We start from the raw sequence: 20,223 nt of genomic DNA, 5'->3' as shown, positions 1-20,223 counted from the left end.
CGTAGCGGACATATTGGTTGTAAACGCAACCAATTGAATTTATAGTCTCCTCCAGAGAACAACGTTTCCCCGGTCGCGCCACGACGACCGCCGAGACATTCTGGAGACATGGGACCATGGAAGTTTTCGCCCCCCTGCCCGACCGGGTACCCGTGCTCATCGCTGGCGGCGGCCCCGTCGGCCTGACCCTGGCGGCCCTTTTGGCCGAGCAGGGCATCGCCAGCCTGACCGTCGAGGCCGACGAGGGCTACTGCACCGGCAGCCGCGCCATTTGCATGTCGCGCCGCTCGCAGGAGATCCTGAGCTGGGTGGGCGCCGACAAGCCCCTGTCCGAGAAGGGCCTGGCCTGGACCGGCGGGCGCAGCTACTTTCGCCACAGGCAAGTGCTGCACTTCGAGATGCCCAGCGACCCGCTGCAGCGTTATGCGCCCATGGTCAACGTCCAGCAGTTCTATGTCGAGGAATACGCGCACCGCGCCATGCAGCGTCACGGCGATCTGGCCGGCATCGCCTGGTCCAGCCGCGTGAGCGGCGTCAAGGACCTGGGCGACGGCATCGAAGTCGCCATCGAAACCGCGGGCGGGCGGCGCACCGTGCGCGCTGGCTGGGTCGTGGCCTGCGACGGAGGCCGCAGCACCGTGCGCGAATTGCTCGGACTGCATTTGCACGGCATGCAGTACGAGGGCCGCTACGTGATCGTCGACATCGAGCAAGAGACCAAGCGCCCCGTCGAGCGCCTGGCCTGGTTCGATCCGCCGTCCAATCCCGGCTCGACCATCCTCATGCACCGCCAGCCCGACAAGGTCTGGCGCATCGACTACCAGATCAGCGATGACGAGGACGCCGTCCAGGCCGTCAAACCCGAGAACGTGCTGCCGCGCGTACAGAGCCACCTGGACATGATAGGCGAGACCGCGCCCTGGAAGCCGCTGTGGATCTCGATCTACAACGCCAAGTGCCTGACGCTGGACAGCTACCGCCAAGGCCGCGTGCTGTTCGCCGGCGACGCGGGCCACCTGGTGCCCATCTTTGGCGTGCGCGGCTTGAATTCGGGCCTGGACGATGCCGGCAACCTGGCCTGGAAGCTGGCCTGGGTGCTGCGCGGCGCGGCGCCCGAAAGCCTGCTCGATACCTACAGCCAGGAGCGCGTCCACGCCACGCGCCAGAACATCGAATACGGCGCCAAGAGCACCGAGTTCATGGCGCCGCCGGACTACGGCTTTCGCCTGCTGCGCGATGCCGCGCTGCGCCTGGCGCTGGTCGATGCCAGCGTGAGCGAACTGATCAATCCGCGCCAGTCTTGCCCCATCGCCTATGCGGACTCGCAGCTGAACCAGCCTGACGCAGCGCCATCGGCCGGCAGCGCCGCCGCGCCTGGCCAGCCCGCGCCCGAGGCGCTGCTCGAATTGGACGGCGAGCCTGTCCATCTGACCCGCCTATTCGGTCGCGGTTTCGTCGCGCTGGCCGGCTGCGAGGCACCTGGCCTGGATCAGCTCAAGGCGCTGCAAGACAAGACGCGCGGCACGGCTTCGCCCTTTCAGGTCGTGGCCATCGGGGAAGGCGGCTACGCCGACCCGCATGGACAGATGCGCAAGCACTACGGCGCGCAGCCCGGCCTCGTGTACCTGATACGCCCCGACGGCTACGTCATGGGCCGCTGGACCCATGCCGCCGCGGCGGCCAGCGCGCTGGCCGCCGTCGCTCCCTTCTACGCCTGACCGAGCAAGGATCGCCCGCCATGACCAGCGCCGAACTGGACACCGCTTATACCGCCCTGGCCCACGCCCTGACCCGCGTGGGCCAGGAAAAATCGCCCCTGTTCCTTTCCATGCTGTGCCTGTCGCTGATGCGCCGCAACCCGGATCTGGGCCAGGTGCTGGCGCTGATTGAACAGGCCGAAGCGCAGCATTCGGCTTAACCCTCGGGCAGCGCCGAAAAGCGAATGCTCGCTGCGCAAGCCGGCTATGCTTGCGCACACAAGCAATATCCGCATCACACGATAACGACAGACCTTCGGAGACAAACGACTATGCGTACCCTCATCCGCGCGGCCGCCGCGCTTCTATTGGCCGCCAGCCTCGCGCCGGCGCATGCCGCCAGCGACTTTCCCAAGGAACACCCCATCGACTGGATCGTGCCCTACCCGGCCGGCGGCGGCACCGACATCGTGGCGCGCACCCTGCAGGCAGGCATGTCCAAGATCCTGGATCAGAATATCGTCGTCGAGAACAAGCCGGGCGCGGCCACGGCCATCGGCGCCGAATTCGTCGCCCACGCCAATCCCGACGGCTACAGCATCCTGTCGGGCGACACCGCCACGCTGTCGGCCAATCCGCCGCTCTATCCGCACCTGGGCTATGACCCGCAGCGCGATTTCACGCCCATCGGCATGATGGCGCGCTTTAATCTGATCCTGGTGGTGAACCCTGCGCTCCCGATTCACAACATGAAGGAGTTCATGACCTGGGCCAAGGCGCAGAAAAACGGCGTGCATTACGCCACACCGGGAACGGGCACCCCGCACCATCTGGCCACCGCGCTGTTCGCGCTGCGCACGGGCCTGAACCTGATCAACGTGCCCTACCGCGGCGCAGCGCCGGCCATCCAGGACGTGATGAGCGGCCAGGTTCCGATGATGTTCGTGGACTCTGCCAGTGGCCAGCAGTACATCGCCAGCGGCAAGCTGCGCGCCCTGGCCGTAGCCAGCAAGACCCGCCTGCCCGTCCTGCCCAACGTGCCCACGCTGATCGAATCGGGCCTGCCCGGTTTCGAGGCTTATGCCTGGCAGGGCCTGGTCGCACCCAAGGGCACGCCCGAAGAAATCGTCAACACGCTCAATGCGGCGCTGAACGAAACGCTGAAGTCGCCCGAGGTCATCGCCAAGTTCAAGGCCCTGAGCCTGGAAATCACGCCCAGCACGCCGCGCCAGCTGGACGACTACGCCCGCGCCGAACGCGCCAAGTGGACCAGGGTGATCCAGAACGCCCACATCACTATCGAGTAAGGAACGAGCCGCCATGCCTTCCCCGCGCGCATCCGCACGCACACCTCGCAAGGGGCGGCTGCCCGATCTGGAACGGTTCCTCACCTACCGGCTGCATGTGGTCAACAAGCTGTCCGACCGCGACACCCACCGGGCTTATCTGGAGCAGCTCGAACTGCCGCTGGGCGAGGCGCGCTGCCTGGCGGCCATCGGCCGCTTCGAACCCCTGTCGGTCAAGGACTTGGCGCGCGCCGCCAACCTGGACAAGGGCCAGGCCAGCCGTTCGGCGCAGTGCCTGGTCGAGCGCGGCCTGGTCGACAAGACCACCAGCCACACGGATGCGCGCGGCGTATGGCTCACCCTCACGCCGCCGGGTTCCGCCATGTACGAACGCGTCATCCGCCTGATCCAGGCGCGCAATCGGGAGATCTTCGGCTGCCTGAGCGCCGCCGAGCAGGATCAGCTGGGCAGCCTGCTGGACCGCGTCGGCCGCCATATGCTTGAGAACGCGGCCCAGGAAGATTGAAACGCAAGAAACGGAGTGTCCGGTCCGGTCTTGATGTCTAAAGTAGCGCCATGGACACTTTAGCCGCAGCCATCATGCCGAACGCCACCCCACATGCCGCCCTGATCGCCGCAGCCTGCCGCCGCATCGAAGCGGCGCAGACACCGCCCCGTCTCAGCGAGCTGGCGGCCGACGCGGGCTTGAGTCCGCACCATTTTCACCGCCTGTTCAAGGCCGAGACCGGCCTTACGCCCAAAGCCTATGCCGCGGCGGACCAGGCGCGCCGCATGCGGGCCATGTTGGCCGGCGAGGGCACGATCACCGAGGCCATTTTCGAGGCCGGCTACAACGCCAACAGCCGCTTCTACGAAAAAGCCGGGCAACGGCTGGGCATGCGGCCCAGCGACTACCGCGCCGGCGGCGCCAATACGGATATCCGCTTCGCCGTGGGCCAGTGCAGCCTGGGCGCGATCCTGGTAGCCGGCAGCCCGCGCGGCATCTGCGCCATCTCCCTGGGCGACAACCCGGATGCCCTGGTGCGGGGCTTGCAGGACCAGTTCCCCCGGGCGCGCCTGATCGGTGCCGACGCCGAATTCGAGCAATGGGTCGCCCAAGTGGTAGGCATGGTGGAGACGCCGCGCCTGGGCCTGGCCCTGCCGCTGGACGTGCGCGGCACTGCCTTCCAGGAACGCGTCTGGCGCGCGCTGCTCGACATTGCGCCCGGAACGACCACCACCTATTCCGAAATCGCGCAGCGCATCGGCATGCCCAGATCGGTGCGCGCCGTGGCGGGCGCCTGCGCCGCCAACAAGCTGGCGGTGGCCATTCCCTGCCATCGCGTGGTGCGCAGCGACGGCAATCTGTCGGGCTACCGCTGGGGCGTGGCGCGCAAGCAGGTGTTGATCGACAGAGAGGCTATGCAGACCGCCGCCTGACGCGCGCGGCGCGGCCGCCCGAACTGGAGACGGTATCGCGCGACTCGGCAATGATTTGTCCGCAGTGGTCCCTGAGCGCGTCGTACAGCTGCCGCACCGCCGGCGAAAACTGCTTGCGGTGCGGGCAAACGAAGTAGAGCGGCGTCGGGTCGCACGGGATTTTCGGCAACAAGGCTTGCAGGCGCCCGGCCCGCAGGTCGTCGCGCACATCCAGCCACGATTTATAGGCAATCCCTTCTCCCGCCAGCGCCCAGCGGCGCACCGTGTCCCCGTCGTCGGAATGGAGCTTGCCTTGGACCGCCACCACACGCCGGCCGCCTTCCAGCGGGAACCGCCATTTGTCGTAGATGCGGCCGCCCAGCTGATACAGCAGGCAAGAATGCGAAGCCAGATCTTCCAGGGTCTTGGGCCTGCCATGGCGAGCCAGATAATCCGGCGAGGCCACCAGCACGCGGCGCAGGTCCGGCAGCAGCGGCAGCGCGATATAGCTGGCATCGTCCAGGCCGCCATAGCGTATGGCTACATCCACCGGGTCGCGAAAGACATCGGCGACATGATCCGAAAATTGCAGCCGCAGCACCAGCGCGGGGTGCTTGCGGCGAAATTGCGTCAGCCAGGGAAGCAGCACATTGCGGCCCAAGTCCGAAGGCGCGGACACTTGCAGCAGGCCGCTGGGCTCGCCGCCGTTCCCATGCAGTCGATCCTGACCGGCCTGCAGGGTGGACAACACTTCTTCGGCATAAGGCAAATAGCGCTCGCCCTCGCCGGTCAGCCGCAGGCTGCGCGTGGAACGGGCAAACAAGCGCACATTCAGTTCGCGCTCGAGCCGCAGGACTGCGGCGCTGACCTGCCCGGGAAGCAGATCGGCCTCGCGCGCGGCGTTGGAAAAACTGCCCAAGGCCGCCGAGCGAATGAAAAGGGAAAGGTCGTCTATGCGGATCATTTTCACTATTTTAGTGAAAGTTCTAACTAATATTGCCTCTTTATGGATAGATCGAGGGCGCGCAAAGTGACCCCCACTGCACGCACACTGAACGTGCGACTCCCCTCAAAACCGGAACCCGCCATGAAAGCCATCGCCTATATCCGCAACGACCTGCCTGCCGACGATCCCCAGTCCTTGATCGATGTGGAGCTACCTGTGCCCGAGCCCGGACCGCGGGACTTGCTGGTGTCCGTTCGCGCTGTTTCAGTCAATCCGGTCGACACCAAAGTGCGCAGGGGCGCGGCCACCACGACGCCGCGCGTTCTGGGCTGGGATGCCGTGGGCACGGTTGCCGCGATTGGCAGCGCAGTCACTCTGTTCAAGCCGGGAGACGAGGTCTATTACGCCGGCGCGCTGACGCGTCCGGGCACCAATGCCGAATTCCATCTGGTCGATGAACGCATCGTGGGCACCAAGCCCGCAACCCTCTCAGACGCCCAGGCCGCCGCCCTGCCGCTGACCACGATCACCGCCTGGGAACTGCTGTTCGACCGCCTGGGCGTACCCGAGGACGGGGGCACGGGCCAGCGCCTGCTCATCGTCGGCGCCGGCGGCGGCGTGGGTTCCATGCTTGTGCAATTGGCGCGCAATCTCACCGGGTTGACGGTCATCGGCACCGCTTCGCGCGCCGAGACCGTCCAGTGGATTCAGGATCTGGGCGCCCACCACGTCATCGACCACGGCAAACCGCTGACCGAGGAACTAGCCCGCATCGGCCTGCCGCAGGTGGACATGGTCGCAAGCCTGACCCATACCGGCGAGCACTACGCCCAGATCGTCCAGGCCCTGGCGCCGCAAGGCAAGCTGGCCCTGATCGACGACCCGGCCACGCTGGACGCCGTGCCGCTCAAGAGCAAGTCCATTTCCTTGCACTGGGAACTGATGTTCACGCGCTCGCTCTTCGAGACCGCCGACATGGCGCGCCAGCACGAACTGCTGAACCGCGTCTCCCGCCTGGTCGAGGACGGCGTGCTCAAGACGACCCTGGCCGATCACTACGGTAAGATCAACGCGGCAAACCTGCGCCGCGCGCATGCCATGCTCGAAAGCCACAAGACGCGCGGCAAAATCGTTCTCGAAGGATTCTGAACATGCCTTACATCCGCGTCGAAATGCTCGAAGGCCGCAGCGACGAGCAAAAAGCCAAGCTCGCCCAGGCCATCACCAATGCCATGGTGGAACACGCCGGCGCCAAGCCCGACAGCATCTTCGTGGTCATCGAAGACGTGAAAAAGAGCAACTGGGCGACCGGCGGGACCCTGATGTCGCAACGAAAATAGCTATTCGCCGTTCCATCCCTCGATGATCGTCGCCGGCACGCCTTGCGCATAGGCCTTGTAGCCTTGCTCATCGTGTATGTCGATCAGTGCGAGTACATACGCTCTCATAACGGCTCCCCAAGTGAGTATCGCTGCCCGGCGGCGCTAAGCGCTCTTCGCGTAAGCCGCCAATCCTGCCGCAAGCGCGGCAAAGGTCGCCGCGCAACGCGGGCTTGCCCGCAAATCTTCATGCATGGCGATCCAGGCGTCCATCGACAGCGAGAACTGGCTGCGCAGGACTCGAACCAACCGCTTGTCCCGTGCGGCCAGCGCCGATTGGCAGGCGCCGATGCCCAGGCCCGCCCGGATCGCTCCTAACTGGGCCAAACCGCTGTCGGCACGGAACGCGAACCGATCCCGCGAAAAAGCGGGAACCTGCTCTTGAAACCGCCGAATAAAGGCACTCTCGTGGTCAAAGCCGATGACCGCGTGGCCGGACAAGGCATCCATTGATCGGGGTACACCTCGATCTGCCAGGTAGCGCTCGTGGGCGTACAAGCCGAGCCCGATGCCTGCGACGCGCTTGGCCACCAGCGCATCCTGCACCGGCTGGAACATGCGCACCGCGATGTCCGCCTCGCGATGCAGCAGGTCGTCGGTCCGGTCGGACACCACCAGCTCGATGACCAACTCGGGGTGCTTGCGATGCAAGGCCGCGAGAATCGGCGGCAGGACTTCGACACCGATGACTTCGCTAGCCGTCAGCCGTACCGTGCCGCGAACGCCCGATCCGTGACTGCTGGCCGCCCGCCGCAAGGCGGCCGCCGTGGCGGCGATGCCCGCGGCATAGGGGCTGAGTTCCTGCGCGGCATCCGTAGGGGAAAAGCCGTCGAAAGAGCGGATAAAGAGCTTGAGGCCCAGTGCGGCTTCCAAGCCGTCGATGTGCCGGCCAACGGTCGGTTGCGTCAGGCCCAGTGCCCGGCCCGCCGCAGATAGCGAACCCGTTTCCAGAACCTGGAGAAAGCTTCGATACCACTCCCAATTCGGTTCGCTGTCGGCCACGGTATGCCAATTTTTATAGCAACTAGGCAATTCTAGGCAATTTTCTTTTTAGCTGTCCATCCGCAAACTGCAGTCGTTCGCACCTCGTCTCTCCAGCTCCCAAACCGAAGGAAAACCAATATGTCCAAAATCGCATTATTCGGCGCCGCCGGCGCCATCGGCCAAAGCATCGCCGCCGTGCTCGGCGGCCAGGGCCGTCCCTACCGTGTTGTGGGCCGCGACGCGGCTGGCCTGCGCAAGGCCTTTGGCACCGATCCGCTGGCCGAGATCGTCACCTGGAACCCGGACTCGCCGGCTTCGGTGCGCGCCGCGGCCGAAGCCGTGGACACGCTGGTCTATTTGGTGGGCGTGAACTATTGGCAATTCGAACTGCACCCGCAGCTGATGCGCAAGACGCTGGATGGCGCGGCGGCCGCCGGCGTGCGGAACCTGATCCTGATCGGCACCGTATATCCCTATGGCCGGGCGCAATTCAACCCGGTGCGCGAAGACCATCCGCGCGAACCGCATACTTTCAAAGGCCGCATGCGCAAGGCCCAGGAGGACCTGCTGATGCAGGCCCACGCCGACGGCCGCATCCGCGCCGCCGTGCTGCGCCTGCCGGACTTCTACGGCCCCGGCGTGCAGGCCAGCCTGCTGCACCGCGCCGCGCAGGCAGCGGTGAACGGTGGCACCGCCGATATGATCGGCCCGCTCGACCGCCCGCACGAGTTCATCTTCGTGCCGGACGTGGGGCCGGTGGTCGCGCGGCTGGCCGATACCCCCGCCGCTTTCGGGAAGATCTGGCATCTCGCCGGGGCCGGCGCCACGACCCAACGCGAGCTGGTCGCGCACATGGAACGCCAGACCGGCACGACGCTCAAACTGCGCGTGGCCGGCAAGACAATGCTGCGCCTCGCCGGTCTGTTCAGTCCCCTCATGCGCGAGCTGGTGGAAATGAACTACCTGATGACCGAGCCGCTGATCCTGGATGACTCGGCGCTGCAGCGGCTAATCGGGCCGATCCACAAGACGCCGTATGCGCTGGGCATACGCCAGACGCTGGCAGCCGTTGCGAACGGCTCGCGCCTGCTGCGCCGCAACGATTTGAAGAGGAACGGCGCAGTCGCGACGAAATGAAAAAACCGGCACGCGGCCGGCTTTTCCTTGGGTAATGCGAAGGCACCGACGGTCAGAGCGCGGCCAGGGCGGCGTTGAGCGTCGCGCTGGGACGCATGGCCTTGCCGGCCAGCGCCGTATCCGGGCGATAGTAGCCGCCGATGTCGACCGGCTTGCCCTGAACCACGCCTAGTTCGGCGACGATCTTGGCCTCGTTTTCGGCCAAGGTCTTGGCCAGGGGCGCAAACTTGGCCTGCAACGCCTTGTCCTCGGTCTGAGCGGCCAGGGCCTGAGCCCAGTACATACCCAGATAGAAATGGCTGCCGCGGTTGTCGATGCCGCCGACCTTGCGGGCGGGCGATTTGTCGGTGTCCAGGAACTTGCCGGTGGCTTCGTCCAGCGTCCTGGCCAGGACCTTGGCGCCGGCGTTGCCGGTGTTCTGGCCCAGGAACTCCAGCGAAGCGGCCAGGGCCATGAATTCGCCAAGCGAATCCCAGCGCAGGAAGTTCTCCTCGTTGAACTGCTGCACATGCTTGGGCGCCGAGCCGCCAGCGCCGGTTTCGAACAGGCCGCCGCCGGCCATCAGCGGCACGATGGACAGCATCTTGGCGCTGGTGCCCAGCTCCATGATGGGGAACAGGTCCGTCAGATAGTCGCGCAGCACGTTGCCGGTGACCGAGATGGTGTCCTGGCCCTTGCGGATGCGCTCGAGCGAGAACTGGGTGGCCTCGACAGGCGACATGATGCGGATGTCCAGGCCGCTGGTGTCGTGGTCCTTCAGGTAGCGCTGCACCTTGGCGATGACGTTGGCATCATGGGCGCGGGCCGGGTCGAGCCAGAACACGGCGGGCGTGTCCGACAGGCGCGAACGGGTGACGGCCAGCTTGACCCAATCCTGGATGGGCGCGTCCTTGGTCTGGCACATGCGCCAGATGTCGCCGCTTTCCACGGCATGCTCGAGCAGCACGGCACCCGAGGCGTCGGTCACCTTGACGGTGCCATCGGCGGGAATGACGAAGGTCTTGTCGTGCGAACCGTATTCTTCAGCAGCCTGGGCCATCAGGCCCACGTTGGGCACCGTGCCCAGGGTAACCGGGTCGAAGGCGCCGTTCTTCTTGCAATCGTCGATGACGGCCTGGTAGATACCGGCGTAGCTGCGGTCGGGAATGCAGGCCTTGGCATCCTGCGCTTCGCCCTGGGCGTTCCACATCCTGCCGCCTTCGCGGATCATGGCGGGCATGGAAGCGTCGACGATGACATCGCTGGGCACGTGCAGATTGGTGATGCCCTTGTCGGAGTTCACCATGGCCAGCGCGGGCTGCTTCTTGTACAGCGCCTCGATGTCGGCCTTGATATCGACCTGCATGGCCGCGGGCAGCGTGTACAGACGGTTGTACAGGTCGCCGATGCCGTTGTTGGGATCGAAGCCGGCTTCAGCCAGGGCGGCGGCGTGCTTGGCCAGCACTTCTTCGTAGAACACCGAGACAAAGTGGCCGAAGATCACCGGATCGGAGACCTTCATCATGGTGGCCTTCAGGTGCACCGAGAACAGCACGCCCTGGGCGCGGGCGTCGGCGACCTGTTCGGCGGCGAAGGCGCGCAGGGCCTTCCTGCTCATCACCGAAGCGTCGATCAGTTCGCCGGCCTTGACCTGGGTGGTTTCCTTCAGGACCGCGGCCGAGCCGTCCTTGCCGTGCAGGGTGATCTTGACCGCGCCCTCGGCGGCGATCAGGGCCGATTTCTCGCTGCCGTAGAAGTCGCCGTCCATCATGTGGGCCACATGGGCCTTGGAGTCGGCCTTCCAGGCGCCCATCTTGTGGGGATGCTTGCGGGCATAGTTCTTGACCGACAGGGGAGCGCGGCGGTCGGAGTTGCCTTCGCGCAGCACCGGGTTCACCGCGCTGCCCTTGATCTTGTCGTAGCGGACCTTGACGTCTTTCTCGGCGTCGTTCCTGGGCTCGTCCGGGTAGTCGGGCAGCGCGTAGCCCTTGCCCTGCAGTTCCTTGATCGCGGCCTTGAGCTGCGGGATCGAGGCGCTGATGTTGGGCAGCTTGATGATGTTGGCTTCGGGCTTGGTGGCGAGTTGGCCCAGGTAGGTCAGGTCGTCGGAAATACGCTGCGCTTCGGTCAGCGACTCGGGGAACGTAGCGATGATGCGGCCGGACAGGGAGATGTCGCGGGTCTCGACGGCGATTCCGGCGGGACCGGCAAATGCCTGCACGATGGGAAGCAGCGAGTACGTCGCGAGGGCGGGCGCTTCGTCGGTAAGGGTGTAGATGATCTTCGACGTGGTAGACATTCGGTCAGCCTTGGTTCGGGTCTTTATGGGTAGAAAGACAGAGCAGTCCAGCCGCCCGCGGACACATAAGCCCAAGGCGGCCCGGCCCATTGCTCGCGCAGGGGCCTGCGGGCCTCAGAGTCTAGCACCGTCTCAGTTGCCCGGGGGCGGCTCGGCGACGCACAGACGCTGGTAGCACTGGTAGTAGCAGGCGGCGGCGGTGCGGCAGTGCGCGGTCATGCGTTCGCGCACCAGATCGGCGTTGCCCGAGAGGTAGGCTTCGTACAGGCCGCGCATGCCGTCCAGGATGATGCCGCGCACGGTCGGGTCCTGCATGGTCATCAAACGCACCGTCTGCACGTGGTCGATAAAGCGCGAGATCATGTCGGCCATGGCCCGGTTGGGCACGCTGTCGATCCACGCGGCCCGGTAATCGGCGTTCAGACGCATGAAGGTTTCCCAGTCGCCGCGCACCGAGGCCTGCTCGGCCGCGTCCAGCGCGCTCTTCATCCGCGCCAGGAAGGCCGGGCCGGCATTGGCCGTGGCCAGGGCCGCGGCATGCGGCTCGAGCAGGATGCGTATCTCGAAGATGTCGTTGATCTGCTGCAGCGAATGGCGCCGCAGGACGAAGCCGCGCGCCGTGCCTTCCAGCACACCCTCGTTCTTGAGTTGCATCAGCGCCTCGCGCACCGGCATGCGCGAGACGTGCAGCTCGTGCGCGATGTCATGGTCGACCAGACGGTCATCCGCGCCGACCAGCCCCATCTGGATGCGCTCGCGCAACATCAGGTAGACGCGTTCGCGCAAATTGGGTTTTTTGCCGGGATTGGCGGGGGACTGCATGACGCTCCTCTTGTGCGGTTCGGCGGCTTGGCGCGCGGCCGGCCCCCAGACTAACGACCTCGAAAGAAGCAGTTAATCAGGGTTTTCACTTAAACAATATATTCTTCTTGATAAAAATAAGCAGTTGTTTTTAAATAAATTAAATCACTTTAAACCTAAACTAATCAGTAAATTTACATCAGCAGTATATGGTTTAAAGCGCCACTGATATCCGTTCCGATCCCGTGTTTGGAGGTGTACATGAGTACCCGTTCTCTGTCCGCGCTTGCCCGCCGAGCGCTCGCTTGCTGCCTGGTGGCCCTGGGTTGTGCGGCAGTCGCGCCGATCGCCAGCGCCGCCAATGGCGAGCTCACCATCGCCTACCCGGTCGACCCGCCCAGCTGGGATCCCACCGCAGGCACCTGGCCCGCCGTCCAGTCGATCTACAAGGCTGTCTTCGATTCGCCGCTGATGATCAACGACAAGCTCGAGGTCACCCCGCGCCTGATCCAGTCCTGGAAGTGGCTGGATGACAAGAACACCCGCCTGGACATCGTGCTGCGCAGCGGCGTTACCTTCCAGGACGGCAGCAAGCTCACCACCGAGGACTTCAAGTACACCTTCTTCGACCGGCCCAAGACCGACAAGAAGCTGGTGATCAATAGCACCTTCACCAACAAGCTGTCCGGCATCGAGATCAAGTCGCCCACCGAGGCGGTAATGGACTTCAAGAACCCCACGCCCACGGCGCCGGACTGGTTGGCCTTCATGACGGCCTATATCCTGCCCAAGGCCTATATCGAGAAGGTTGGCACGGACGGATTCCTGGCGCACCCGATCGGCGCCGGTCCCTACAAGCTGGTGAGCTACGAGCGCGGCTCGCGCGCGGTGCTCCAGGCCTATGACGGCTACTGGGGTCCCAAGCCCGCCATCAAGCGCGTGGTCTTCAATTTCGTGCCCGACACCTCGGCGCGCGTGGCCATGCTCGAATCGGGCCGCGCCGACGTGGCGGTGCAGATCCCGGTGCGCGACGCCGAGCGCCTCAAGCACGACAGCAAGCTCGTATCCAAGGTCTATCCGTACACCCAGATCTTCATCGTGCAGATGCCCAGCTACGTGACCGCGCTGCAGAACGTGCACGTGCGCCGCGCCATGCAGATGGCCATCAACAAGCAAGCCCTGTCGCGCGCCTTTTTCGCCAACACGGCCAAGCCGATCTCGGTGCTGGCCCTGCCCGGCACGCCGGCCTACGTCAGCGACGCCGATGTGAAGTTTGACCCGAAGGCCGCCATGGCCGAACTGGCCAAGGCGGGCTACAGCCCCAGCAAGCCGCTGGAGATCCCCTTCATGTCGGCCAACGGGTCGACGCCGGGCGACTACGACATGGCGCGCGCCATCGTGCAAATGTGGGCACAGATCGGCATCAAGGCCGACCTGCAGGAAGTGACCCTGGCCAAGTACATGGAACTGAGCCATTCGGCCAAGCTGCCCGGCCCCATGCTTTATAGCTGGGACAACGCCACGGCCGATCCGGAGATCTTCGCCGGCTACATCCTGAACCCCGACCTGCCGTTCTCGGCCTGGAAGCAGCCCGAGCTGGCCGACACGTTCAAGCAGCTCTCGTCCCTGCCCCAGGCCCAGCGCATCGCCGGCTATCAGGCGATCGAGAAGAAGGCCACCGACGACGCCTGGTGCATACCGCTGATCCAGAGCGTGACCACCATCGCCTACAAGAAGACGCTGAACGTGGACACCTACCAGACCGGCTACATCATGCCGCAAGAGTACAGCTGGAAAAAGTAAGCCATGCTTGCAGTCCTAGCCCGCCAGGTGTTCGCGCGCGTGCTCATCGCGATACCGATGATCTTCGCGCTGTCGATCGTGGTCTTCGTGGTGCTGCGCATGCTGCCGGCCGACCCGTTGGCCATGATGCTGCCGCCCACGGCCACGCCGGCCGAAGTCGACGCGCTGCGCGCGGCCCTGGGGCTGGACCGGTCCTTGCCGGTGCAGTACGGCATCTGGCTGGCCCACGCCCTGCATGGCGACCTGGGACGCTCCATCACCTCGGGCGAGACGGTGACCCACCTGATCGCCACCAACCTGCCGGCCACGATCGAGCTGTCGGTCGTAGCGCTGGTGTTCTCGCTCATCATCAGCATCCCCGGCGGCCTGCTGCTCTACGCGCTGCACAAGCGGCGCGGCGAGCTGCTGGCCGACGGCTTCGTGGTGCTGCTCATCTCGGTGCCGTCCTTCCTGTGGGGCATCTTCCTGATGCTGCTGCTGGGCGTGATGTGGCCTGTCCTGCCCTTCTCGGACCGCTTCGGCGCCGACATCGCCCCGCCCAAGGTCACGGGCTTTGCCTTGATCGACTTCCTGCTGCGGGGCGATTTGCATGCCTGGGGCAACGCCTTCTCGCACCTGGTGCTGCCGGCGCTGGCGCTGGCGCTGGGCTTTGCCCCGCTCATCATCCGCGTGCTGCGCGCCAGCCTGCTCGAGGCGGCCGGCGAGCAGTACGCAATGGTGGCGCGCCTGCGCGGGCAGTCCGATACGCGCATCGTGCTGCGGCACATGCTCAAGAACGCGGCGCTGCCTACGCTCACGCTCATCGGCGTGCAGTTCGGCTTTCTGTTCGGCGGCACGCTGCTCATTGAAATGATCTTTTCCTTTCCCGGCCTGGGCAACCTGATGGTGCAAGCCGTGCGCAACCACGACCTGCCGCTGATCCAGGGCATCGCCCTGGTGTTCTGCGTCATCATCCTGGTCATCAATACCTGTGTCGACTGCCTGTATACGGTGGTCAACCCGCGCCTGAGGGACGCCTGATGTCTACCCTGGCAATGCAAGCATCCGGCCGTTGGCGCCGGACCCTGCGCGCGATGCGGCACTCGCCCAAGACCCTGGTCGGGGGCGCCATCGTGCTGGCGCTGGTGCTGGTGGCGATCTTCGCGCCCTGGATCGCGCCGAACGACCCGCTGTCGCAGGACCTGCTCTCGCCCCTGCTGCCGCCGGCCTGGATGGCCGATGGCATGGCGCGGTATCCGCTGGGCACCGACAGCCTGGGCCGCTGCGTTCTTTCGCGCCTGATCTTCGGCTCGCGCGTGGCGCTCTGGGTGGGCCTTTGTTCGGCCATCGGCACCATGCTGCTGGGCTGTGCGCTGGCCTTGCTGGCCTCGTATTTCGGCGGCAAGGTCGACCGGGCCATCGGCTACCTGGTCGACCTGTGGATGTCGTTCCCGCCGGTGGTGCTGTCGCTGATCCTGATGGTGGGCCTGGGACCCGGCGTGGGCAATGTGATCCTGTCCGTGATCGTGGTCGACTGGACGCGGTTCTGCCGCGTGGTGCGCGCCGAGGCGCTGGTGATCCGACGCCGCGACTACGTGATCGCGGCCCGGCTGATGGGCTTCTCGCACCTGCGCATCATGCTGCGCGAGATGCTGCCCGGTCTGGTGCCGCTCATCATCACGCTCTTTAGCCTGGAGATGGGCGTGGCCATCGTGGTCGAGGCCATCCTGAGTTTCGTCGGCCTGTCGGTGCCGGCCAACACCGTGGCATGGGGCGTGATGATCGCCGACGCGCGCGGGGTCATGCAGGAAGACATCTGGAACCTGATACCGCCGGTCCTGGGCATCGTGGTCACGGTGCTCGGCTTCAACCTGCTGTCCGACGGCCTGCGCCAGGCGCTGGACCCGCGGGCCAACAGCTCCCGGATATAAAAAATGGCTGTCGTCGAATTCCATGACCTGACCCTGTCGCTGAACGTCGCGGGCAAGCGCGCCGACGTGCTGCGCGGCATCGCCCTGAACGTCGAGCCCGGCAGCATGCTGGGCTTGGTGGGCGAATCGGGCGCGGGCAAGAGCATGATAGGACGCGTGATCGCTGGCGAGATCCCGCCCGGTTTCGCGGTGACCCAGGGCGCCGTGCGCTTCGAGGGCCGCGACCTGCTGGCGCTGCCGCGCAGGCAGCATCGCGCCCTGCTGGGCCGCCGCATCGCCTTCGTTCCACAAGAGCCCCTGTCGGGCCTGAACCCCGTTCTCACCGTACGCCAGCAGTTGTTCGAGCACCTGGCGCACGTGGGCGCGCCCAAGGCGCAATGGCGGCAGATGGCGCTGGACCGCCTGGCCGAAGTGGGCCTGCCCAACGGCCAGGCCATCCTGCGGCGCTACCCGCACCAGTTGTCGGGCGGACAGTGCCAGCGCATCCTCATCGCCATGGCCTTCTGCGGCGAGCCCGCGCTGATCGTGGCCGACGAACCCACCACCGCGCTGGACGTCATGACGCAGGCGCAGATCATGCGCGTGCTGCGCGCGCAGCAGCGGCGCCACGGCACGGCTGTCGTGCTGATCACGCACGACCTGCGCATGGCCGCTCACGTGTGCGATCGCGTGGCGGTGCTATATGCCGGCGAGGTGGTCGAGTACGGCTCGGCCGCGCAGGTGCTGGACAAGCCCATTCATCCCTATACGCTCAGTCTCAAGATCGCCGCGCCGGCCCTGCAAGGCGAACGCGTGGCCCTGCCCTCGCTGCCGGACTTCATGCCCGCCGTCAGCGATTTCCCCGACATCCAGGGCTGCCGCTATTACTCGCGTTGCGCAGTGCGCAAGCCCGAATGCGAAACCCAGCCGCCGTTCCTGCTGGCGCGTGACGAAGGCCGACTGGCCCGCTGTCTGGCCGTCATTCCCGCAGCCGATCGCGGCGCGGCCCAAGCCGCTCCCGTCCTGCCGGCCGGAGATCGCCAGGCCAAGCCGCTGGTCGAATTGCGCAACGTGTCGCTCAGCTATCCCGGCCGCTCCGGTCTTTGGAAAAAAGCCGATCCAATACAAGTCGTGCAGCCGGTGTCCTTCAGCGTGGCGCCGGGCGAGTTCCTGGGCATCGTGGGCGAAAGCGGCAGCGGCAAGACGTCCATGGCGCGCTTGCTGATGGGCCTGGTGCCGCCCACCGGCGGCAGCATCCTGATCGATGGCCAGGACCGCCACACCGCGGATGCCGGGCAGGCGCGCGCCCTGCGCAAATGCGTGCAGATGGTGTTCCAGAATCCCGACTCGGCGCTCAATCCGCGCCGCAGGGTGGCCGATCTGGTCACACAGATACTCGAGGCCGACGGCGCCGGGTCCGAACAGGCCGCCGACCGCATGGCCGCCGCGCAGCGCCTGATGCAGGCCGTGGGCCTGTCGCCCAGCACGCTCGGGCGCCTGCCTTCGCAGCTATCGGGCGGGCAGAAGCAGCGCGTGAACATCGCCCGCGCCCTGTGCCTGACACCGCGCATGCTGGTGGCCGACGAAATCGTATCGGGCCTGGACGTCTCGGTACAGGCGCTTATCCTGAACCTGCTGCTGCGCCTGAACCGCGAATTGGGCATCGGCCTGGTCTTCATTTCGCACGATCTGGCCGTGGTGCGCTACCTGTGCAACCGCGTCATGGTCATGTACCGCGGCGTGGTCGTCGAGGCCGGCGAGACCGAGCAGGTCTTCAAGGCGCCGCGCCACGAATACACCCGCGCCCTGATCGCGGCGGTGCCGCCCGAAGCGGGCAATGCCCTCTGGCCCCCCGTTCTGCCGGCCACCGCGGCCTGATCCGCACCACAAGGTCCATCATGTCTCAGCCCATGCCCATGCAACCGCCCGATGCCGGCGGCGAATCGATGGCCGGCCTGGTCCAGGCCGACCGCGTCCATCGCGACCTCTACCTCAGCGCGCGGGTCTACGAGCTCGAACGCGAAAGGCTGTGGAAGCGCGCCTGGGTCTTTCTGGGCCACGACAGCCTGGTGCCCAAGACGGGCGACTACTACACCGCCCAGATCGCCGGCCAGTCGCTGGCCATGCTGCGCCAGGCGGACGGCACGTTGGCCGTGATGTTCAACCGCTGCGCCCACAAGGGCAGCCGGCTGCTGCACGAACGCCAAGGCAATACCGGTAAATTCCTGCGCTGTCCCTATCACGCCTGGACCTACAAGCTCGACGGCAAGCTGATGTCGGTGCCGCTCAAGAACGACTACGAGGGCACCGGCATGTCGGCCAGCCCGTCGGGCCAGGGCCTGGCCGCGCCGGGCGGCGTGCGCAACTACAAGGGTTTCGTGTTCGTGCGCATCAGCGGGGCGGGCCTGGATTTCGACCGCTATTTCGGTTCCACAGCGCTGGCCACGCTCGACAATATGGTGGCGCGCTCGCCGCTGGGGGAACTGGAGGTGGTGGGCGCGCCGCTGCGCAACGTGATCCGCTGCAACTGGAAGATGTACCTGGAGAACATCAACGACACGGTGCACCCGATTTCCACGCACGAGTCGGCGGCCACCGCGGCTGCGGGCATCGGCAAGTCGCTGCCCGAAGGCGATGCCGGGACCTCGCTGGCCATGGAGCAACTGCTGCCCTTCGGCGCGGGCTACAGTTTTTATTCCGACATGGGCGCCAAGGTGCTGCCCAACGGCCATAGCGTGCTGGGCACCAAGGCCAGCATCCACTCCGGCTACGCGCCCCTGCCCGAATACGAGGCCGAATTGGCCGCACGATACGGCGCGGACCAGGCCCGCGCCTTGCTGTCTTTCTCACCGCAAAATACGGTGTTCTATCCCAGCGCGGCGTTCAAGACCTCGCCTTCGCTGGTACGGGTACTGCGCCCGCTCGGCCCGGACCGCACCCTGGTCGAAGCCTGGGCCCTGGCGCCCAAGGGCGCCCCGCAGCGCCTGCGCCAGCGGGTGGCGTCCTATGCGCGCCTGGTGTTCTCGCCCATGTCGGTAGTGGCGCACGACGATGTGCATCTATTCGAAAGCCAGCAGATAGGCCTGGGCAGCGACGGCAACGAATGGGTGAGCCTGCATCGCGGCCACCAGGCCGGCGAAGCGCAGAGTCCCGAGCTCGCGCTGGAAAACGGCAACAACGAAATCATGATGCGCAACCAGTATCGCGGCTGGCTGCGCCTGATGGATCCGGCCTGACGGATCGAGACTGAAGGACACGCCATGATGCAAGCCCCCGCGGACGCGGACTTGACCCGCCTCATCTACCAGGAAGCCCGGCTCATCGACCAGGGCCGTTTCGACGAATGGTACGCGCTTTATGCCGAGGACGGCCTGTACTGGATGCCGCTCGCGCCCGGCCAGCACAGCGGCCTGGACGAGCCCGCGCTGATGTACGAAGACAAGATGCTGCTGCGACTGCGGCTAGATCGCATGAAGGACCCCAGGGCGCATTCGCTGCACCCGGCGGTGCGCTGCCTGCATGTATTGCAGGCTCCCGAAGTGACCGGCCGCGATGCGGCGGCCGCTCACTACACGCTCAGTACGCCCTTCATCTACGTCGAAACGCAGGGCGACACGCAACACATTCTGGCCGCCACGGCCGAGCATGAACTGATCGGCACGCCGCAGGGCCTGCGCATCAAGACCAAGAAAGTCCTGCTGCTCAATTGCGACGCGGCGCTACCCGCCATACAGTTGTTGCCCTGAGGCCGCCGGGCCTGTTTACAACGCCGTGCTCATGGCTGCAGGGTGGGTCCTGGGCAAGGCGAGGAGTCGTTTCGATGGATCTGGATCTGGCAACACTGGCGGCGCGGCTGGAGCATCTGCTCAGGCTGCGCAGCATCCCGTTCGGGATGAAACTGTACGAACGGCGCGAGGACATGCAGGCCATCCCTCGCATACGCCGCCCCAAGGCAATACACACGATGGACCAGATCGTCGGGCAGACCGCGCGGCTGGGTTTCACTCTCGGCGTCACCGCCGACGACCTGGTCGGGTCGCAATGCCGGTCGGTCGTTGGCCTGGGCAACGCCAAAGACGCCGAATGGGCCTCGGGCCGGCACATGGCGGGGGTCTGGTACGCCACAGTCGAGGACTCGCGCGCCCACCAGTCCGCCATGCAGTGCGTCGCGGACGGCGAGTACGAGGCCCTGGTGGTGTCCCCGCTTGCCGCCGGTCGCATCGACCCGCAGATCGCCCTGTTCTACGCCACGCCCGGCGCCATGATGTATTTCATCAACGGGCTGCAATGGTCGGGGTACAAGCGCTTTGACTGGAGCGTGGTCGGCGAGTCCTCCTGCGCCGATTCCTGGGGCCGGGCACTCAAGACCGGGGCGCCTAGCCTGTCGATTCCCTGCTTCGCCGAGCGCAGGTACGGCGGCGTGCTGGACGACGAGATGCTCATGGCGCTACCGCCGGCAATGCTGGCCAAGGCCATCGCGGGCATGCAGGCCCTGGCCGGCAACGGCCTGCGCTATCCCTTCGCGCAGTACGGCATCCAGCAGGACGTCCGGTCGGGAATGGCGGTCAGCTACCCGGGCAAACAGCCTACTCCAGGATAGAGAC

Annotated in this window: 19 protein-coding genes; 15 read left to right on the top strand and 4 right to left on the bottom strand. The window is 65.9% G+C overall.

Translation table 11 applies throughout. The features are described 5' to 3' along the window. Window positions 1-116: 116 nt before the first annotated feature. The 5 genes from H143_RS0107640 (at window position 117) to H143_RS20215 (ending at window position 4,423) form a co-directional block, all read left to right on the top strand. On the top strand, window positions 117-1,718 hold the full coding sequence (locus H143_RS0107640; RefSeq protein ID WP_019937642.1) for an FAD-dependent monooxygenase: 1,602 nt from the start codon (window positions 117-119) through the stop codon (window positions 1,716-1,718). A 20-nt stretch (window positions 1,719-1,738) separates the two neighbouring features. Then, complete coding sequence (locus tag H143_RS0107635) at window positions 1,739-1,918, top strand: hypothetical protein (RefSeq protein WP_019937641.1); 180 nt, start codon at window positions 1,739-1,741, stop codon at window positions 1,916-1,918. A 111-nt stretch (window positions 1,919-2,029) separates the two neighbouring features. Then, a complete protein-coding gene (locus tag H143_RS0107630) occupies window positions 2,030-3,004 on the top strand; it encodes a tripartite tricarboxylate transporter substrate binding protein (RefSeq protein WP_019937640.1) in 975 nt (324 codons plus the stop codon). 13 nt (window positions 3,005-3,017) lie between these two features. Continuing rightward, window positions 3,018-3,509: a MarR family winged helix-turn-helix transcriptional regulator gene (locus H143_RS0107625; RefSeq protein ID WP_019937639.1), complete on the top strand. Its 492-nt coding sequence runs from the start codon at window positions 3,018-3,020 to the stop codon at window positions 3,507-3,509. A gap of 50 nt (window positions 3,510-3,559) precedes the next feature. Beyond that, the gene (locus H143_RS20215) at window positions 3,560-4,423 is read left to right on the top strand and encodes a methylated-DNA--[protein]-cysteine S-methyltransferase (RefSeq protein WP_019937638.1); all 864 of its coding nucleotides are present in this window, start codon (window positions 3,560-3,562) and stop codon (window positions 4,421-4,423) included. On the opposite strand, the gene H143_RS20210 is transcribed toward H143_RS20215, so the two are convergent. Next, entirely contained in the window at window positions 4,404-5,366 is a 963-nt protein-coding gene (locus tag H143_RS20210) for a LysR family transcriptional regulator (RefSeq protein ID WP_019937637.1), read from the bottom strand. The two genes, H143_RS20215 and H143_RS20210, sit on opposite strands and share 20 nt — an antisense overlap. 123 nt (window positions 5,367-5,489) lie before the next feature. Between H143_RS20210 and H143_RS0107610 the strand changes: the two genes are divergently transcribed. Together H143_RS0107610 and H143_RS0107605 are read left to right on the top strand one after the other, a co-directional pair. Next, the gene (locus tag H143_RS0107610) at window positions 5,490-6,497 is read left to right on the top strand and encodes a zinc-binding alcohol dehydrogenase family protein (RefSeq protein WP_019937636.1); all 1,008 of its coding nucleotides are present in this window, start codon (window positions 5,490-5,492) and stop codon (window positions 6,495-6,497) included. Between the two features lie 2 nt (window positions 6,498-6,499). Next, window positions 6,500-6,688, top strand: coding sequence for a 4-oxalocrotonate tautomerase (locus H143_RS0107605; protein WP_019937635.1), 189 nt, complete (start codon window positions 6,500-6,502; stop codon window positions 6,686-6,688). Window positions 6,689-6,832: 144 nt separating this feature from the next. Here H143_RS0107605 and H143_RS0107595 read toward each other — a convergent pair whose 3' ends face one another. Next, window positions 6,833-7,729 carry a LysR family transcriptional regulator gene (locus tag H143_RS0107595; RefSeq protein ID WP_019937633.1) on the bottom strand — a complete coding sequence of 299 codons (897 nt, stop codon included), beginning with the start codon at window positions 7,727-7,729 and terminating at the stop codon, window positions 6,833-6,835. Between the two features lie 120 nt (window positions 7,730-7,849). On the opposite strand from H143_RS0107595, the gene H143_RS0107590 reads away from it, so the two are divergent. Continuing rightward, window positions 7,850-8,848 (top strand): NAD-dependent epimerase/dehydratase family protein, encoded by a 999-nt coding sequence (locus tag H143_RS0107590; protein WP_019937632.1) that lies wholly within the window; start codon window positions 7,850-7,852, stop codon window positions 8,846-8,848. A 52-nt stretch (window positions 8,849-8,900) separates the two neighbouring features. Here H143_RS0107590 and H143_RS0107585 read toward each other — a convergent pair whose 3' ends face one another. Next, entirely contained in the window at window positions 8,901-11,126 is a 2,226-nt protein-coding gene (locus H143_RS0107585; RefSeq protein ID WP_019937631.1) for an NADP-dependent isocitrate dehydrogenase, read from the bottom strand. A gap of 132 nt (window positions 11,127-11,258) precedes the next feature. After that, window positions 11,259-11,948 carry a GntR family transcriptional regulator gene (locus tag H143_RS0107580; protein ID WP_019937630.1) on the bottom strand — a complete coding sequence of 230 codons (690 nt, stop codon included), beginning with the start codon at window positions 11,946-11,948 and terminating at the stop codon, window positions 11,259-11,261. 240 nt (window positions 11,949-12,188) lie between these two features. Between H143_RS0107580 and H143_RS0107575 the strand changes: the two genes are divergently transcribed. From H143_RS0107575 to H143_RS0107545, 7 genes are all read left to right on the top strand, one after another. Beyond that, on the top strand, window positions 12,189-13,730 hold the full coding sequence (locus H143_RS0107575; RefSeq protein ID WP_019937629.1) for an ABC transporter substrate-binding protein: 1,542 nt from the start codon (window positions 12,189-12,191) through the stop codon (window positions 13,728-13,730). A 3-nt stretch (window positions 13,731-13,733) separates the two neighbouring features. Beyond that, window positions 13,734-14,750, top strand: a complete 1,017-nt coding sequence (locus H143_RS0107570; RefSeq protein ID WP_019937628.1) for an ABC transporter permease — start codon at window positions 13,734-13,736, stop codon at window positions 14,748-14,750. Then, a complete protein-coding gene (locus H143_RS0107565; protein ID WP_026349826.1) occupies window positions 14,750-15,640 on the top strand; it encodes an ABC transporter permease in 891 nt (296 codons plus the stop codon). The genes H143_RS0107570 and H143_RS0107565 overlap by 1 nt, the downstream gene beginning before the upstream one ends. A 3-nt stretch (window positions 15,641-15,643) precedes the next feature. Next, window positions 15,644-17,497 (top strand): ABC transporter ATP-binding protein, encoded by a 1,854-nt coding sequence (locus H143_RS0107560; RefSeq protein WP_019937626.1) that lies wholly within the window; start codon window positions 15,644-15,646, stop codon window positions 17,495-17,497. Window positions 17,498-17,517: 20 nt separating this feature from the next. Then, entirely contained in the window at window positions 17,518-18,855 is a 1,338-nt protein-coding gene (locus H143_RS0107555; RefSeq protein WP_231378474.1) for an aromatic ring-hydroxylating dioxygenase subunit alpha, read from the top strand. Window positions 18,856-18,879: 24 nt separating this feature from the next. Then, window positions 18,880-19,365 carry an aromatic-ring-hydroxylating dioxygenase subunit beta gene (locus tag H143_RS0107550; RefSeq protein ID WP_019937624.1) on the top strand — a complete coding sequence of 162 codons (486 nt, stop codon included), beginning with the start codon at window positions 18,880-18,882 and terminating at the stop codon, window positions 19,363-19,365. Window positions 19,366-19,439: 74 nt separating this feature from the next. After that, window positions 19,440-20,219 (top strand): DUF169 domain-containing protein, encoded by a 780-nt coding sequence (locus H143_RS0107545; protein WP_019937623.1) that lies wholly within the window; start codon window positions 19,440-19,442, stop codon window positions 20,217-20,219. Window positions 20,220-20,223: the final 4 nt, after the last annotated feature.

Source organism: Bordetella sp. FB-8 (assembly GCF_000382185.1).
Lineage (GTDB): Bacteria > Pseudomonadota > Gammaproteobacteria > Burkholderiales > Burkholderiaceae_B > Bordetella.
The sequence above is the reverse complement of the archived record's forward strand: the minus strand, read 5'-3'. Positions and strand labels throughout refer to the sequence as shown.

What these genes read in the sequence shown, in the direction of transcription:
- H143_RS0107640 (WP_019937642.1), top strand. Translation starts at nt 117, where the DNA reads ATGGAAGTTTTCGCCCCCCTGCCCGACCGGGTACCCGTGCTCATCGCT.
- H143_RS0107635 (WP_019937641.1), top strand. Translation starts at nt 1,739, where the DNA reads ATGACCAGCGCCGAACTGGACACCGCTTATACCGCCCTGGCCCACGCC.
- H143_RS0107630 (WP_019937640.1), top strand. Translation starts at nt 2,030, where the DNA reads ATGCGTACCCTCATCCGCGCGGCCGCCGCGCTTCTATTGGCCGCCAGC.
- H143_RS0107625 (WP_019937639.1), top strand. Translation starts at nt 3,018, where the DNA reads ATGCCTTCCCCGCGCGCATCCGCACGCACACCTCGCAAGGGGCGGCTG.
- H143_RS20215 (WP_019937638.1), top strand. Translation starts at nt 3,560, where the DNA reads ATGGACACTTTAGCCGCAGCCATCATGCCGAACGCCACCCCACATGCC.
- H143_RS20210 (WP_019937637.1), bottom strand. Translation starts at nt 5,366, where the DNA reads ATGATCCGCATAGACGACCTTTCCCTTTTCATTCGCTCGGCGGCCTTG.
- H143_RS0107610 (WP_019937636.1), top strand. Translation starts at nt 5,490, where the DNA reads ATGAAAGCCATCGCCTATATCCGCAACGACCTGCCTGCCGACGATCCC.
- H143_RS0107605 (WP_019937635.1), top strand. Translation starts at nt 6,500, where the DNA reads ATGCCTTACATCCGCGTCGAAATGCTCGAAGGCCGCAGCGACGAGCAA.
- H143_RS0107590 (WP_019937632.1), top strand. Translation starts at nt 7,850, where the DNA reads ATGTCCAAAATCGCATTATTCGGCGCCGCCGGCGCCATCGGCCAAAGC.
- H143_RS0107585 (WP_019937631.1), bottom strand. Translation starts at nt 11,126, where the DNA reads ATGTCTACCACGTCGAAGATCATCTACACCCTTACCGACGAAGCGCCC.
- H143_RS0107580 (WP_019937630.1), bottom strand. Translation starts at nt 11,948, where the DNA reads ATGCAGTCCCCCGCCAATCCCGGCAAAAAACCCAATTTGCGCGAACGC.
- H143_RS0107575 (WP_019937629.1), top strand. Translation starts at nt 12,189, where the DNA reads ATGAGTACCCGTTCTCTGTCCGCGCTTGCCCGCCGAGCGCTCGCTTGC.
- H143_RS0107570 (WP_019937628.1), top strand. Translation starts at nt 13,734, where the DNA reads ATGCTTGCAGTCCTAGCCCGCCAGGTGTTCGCGCGCGTGCTCATCGCG.
- H143_RS0107565 (WP_026349826.1), top strand. Translation starts at nt 14,750, where the DNA reads ATGTCTACCCTGGCAATGCAAGCATCCGGCCGTTGGCGCCGGACCCTG.
- H143_RS0107560 (WP_019937626.1), top strand. Translation starts at nt 15,644, where the DNA reads ATGGCTGTCGTCGAATTCCATGACCTGACCCTGTCGCTGAACGTCGCG.
- H143_RS0107555 (WP_231378474.1), top strand. Translation starts at nt 17,518, where the DNA reads ATGTCTCAGCCCATGCCCATGCAACCGCCCGATGCCGGCGGCGAATCG.
- H143_RS0107550 (WP_019937624.1), top strand. Translation starts at nt 18,880, where the DNA reads ATGATGCAAGCCCCCGCGGACGCGGACTTGACCCGCCTCATCTACCAG.
- H143_RS0107545 (WP_019937623.1), top strand. Translation starts at nt 19,440, where the DNA reads ATGGATCTGGATCTGGCAACACTGGCGGCGCGGCTGGAGCATCTGCTC.